Here is a 1,980-nt window from a genome sequence, read left to right as displayed (position 1 = left end):
GGTGAACACGGCGCCAGCCTCGGCCGCCTGTGGCTGTGGCTCAGCGAAAAACTCGCCCGCGACGCCAAGGCCGCACAACTGGCCCCCGCCCTGGTGCTGTTGCTGCAACGGCGCAAGCTCAATCGCTGGGCACTCGGCACGCTGGTCAACGGCCTGTGGTTGCTGGCGATGCTCAGCGCGTTGGTGATGATGCTGCTGCTAATGGCCACCCGCCGTTACGGGTTTATCTGGGAAACCACGATTCTTGGTGCCGATGTGTTTGTCGCCGCCACCCGCGCCCTTGGCGCCCTGCCCAACTGGCTGGGCATGAGCGTACCCACCGTGGAGATGATCCGCATCAGCAACGACACCAACCTCTATGACAATGAACTGGTGCGTCAGGCATGGGCAGTCTGGCTGGTGGGCGTGGTCCTTATTTACGGGGTGATTCCGCGTCTGCTACTGGCGGCATTCTGCCTGTGGCGCTGGAATGCCGGGCGCAACGCACTGCAACTTGACCTTAATCTGCCCGGTTACAGCCAGCTGCGCGAGCGTCTGATGCCCAGCAGCGAGCGCCTGGGCGTAAATGACATAGCCCCCGAGCAGTTGCATAACGTGCAGGCCGGGCACAGCGACCTGCACACCGATGGCGCCTTGATCGTGGCCATCGAGCTGGACGATCAACACCCTTGGCCACCCACGTTGCCGGCTACGGTCAAGGATGCGGGCATTCTCGACAGCCGCGAATCCAGGCAAAAACTGCTCGAACAAATGACCCGTTTACCCCCGGCGCGCCTGGCCATTGCCTGCGACCCGCGACGCTCGCCGGACCGTGGCAGCCTGGCGCTGATCGGCGAACTGGCCCGCAGTGCCCGCGAAACCCGCATATGGCTACTGCAAGCCCCCCCCGGCCAGGCACTGGACGCTGATCGCCTGGGCGACTGGCACACGGCGCTGGAGAAACTGGGTTTACCGTTCGCCGCCAGCGCCCCCCTGAACTGGCTGGAGACAGGCCATGACTAAGCCACTGACGCTGGCCGTGGTGGGCCATACCAATGTCGGCAAAACCTCGTTGCTGCGGACCCTGACCCGAGATGTCGGTTTTGGTGAAGTGTCCCATCGTCCCAGCACCACGCGCCATGTCGAAGGCGCACGGCTGTCGGTCGACGGCGAGCCGTTGCTGGAGCTGTACGACACGCCGGGGCTGGAAGATGCCATCGCCCTGCTCGACTACCTTGAGCGCCTCGACCACCCCGGCGAACGTCTGGATGGGCCGGCGCGGGTGGCGCGCTTTCTCGAAGGCAGCGAGGCGCGCCAGCGCTTTGAGCAGGAAGCCAAGGTGTTGCGCCAACTGCTGGCCTCGGACGCCGGGCTGTATGTGATCGACGCCCGCGAGCCGGTGCTGGCCAAGTACCGCGACGAACTCAGCGTACTGGCCAGTTGTGGCAAACCGCTGCTGCCGGTGCTCAACTTTGTCAGCAGCCCGCAGCACCGCGAGCCCGAGTGGCGCGAAGCCCTGGCCCGTCTAGGCCTGCATGCACTGGTACGCTTCGACAGCGTGGCCCCGCCCGAAGATGGCGAACGCCGTTTATATGAAAGCCTGGCGCTGCTGCTGGAGCATTCGCGGGGCGCGCTGCAACGACTGATTACCGACCAGGAGGCCCAGCGTGAAGCCCGCAAGCACAGCGCCCTGCGCCTGATTGCCGAACTGCTGATCGACTGCGCCGCTTGCCGACGCAGCGTGGCCAGCGAAAAAACCGCCGAACAACAAGCTACCCAGCAGTTGCGCGAAACGATTCGCCAACGCGAGCAACGCTGCGTAGAAGCCCTGCTCAAGCTGTACGGCTTTCGCATCAGCGATGCGGCGGCCAGCGACTTGCCGCTGCTCGACGGGCGCTGGGGCGATGACTTGTTCAACCCCGAGACGCTCAAGCATCTGGGCGTGCGGGTCGGTAGCGGGATTGCCGCAGGGGCTGCGGCCGGGGCTGGCGTGGACTTGAT

General features: G+C 65.1%; 2 protein-coding genes. Both read left to right on the top strand.

Annotated features, from left to right (window positions below; translation table 11 throughout):
- Positions 1-1,002: DUF2868 domain-containing protein (locus GHO03_RS24305; protein WP_153400671.1), on the top strand; the 1,002-nt coding region annotated here is incomplete at its 5' end.
- A partial coding sequence (locus GHO03_RS24300; RefSeq protein ID WP_153400670.1) for a GTPase/DUF3482 domain-containing protein occupies positions 995-1,980 on the top strand: 986 nt, incomplete at its 3' end. The genes GHO03_RS24305 and GHO03_RS24300, both read left to right, overlap by 8 nt.

This window comes from Pseudomonas sp. FSL R10-1339, assembly GCF_009600545.1.
GTDB classification, from domain to species: domain Bacteria; phylum Pseudomonadota; class Gammaproteobacteria; order Pseudomonadales; family Pseudomonadaceae; genus Aquipseudomonas; species Aquipseudomonas bubulae.
Note: the sequence above shows the minus strand (reverse complement) of the source record. Positions and strands in the feature narration are given on the sequence as shown.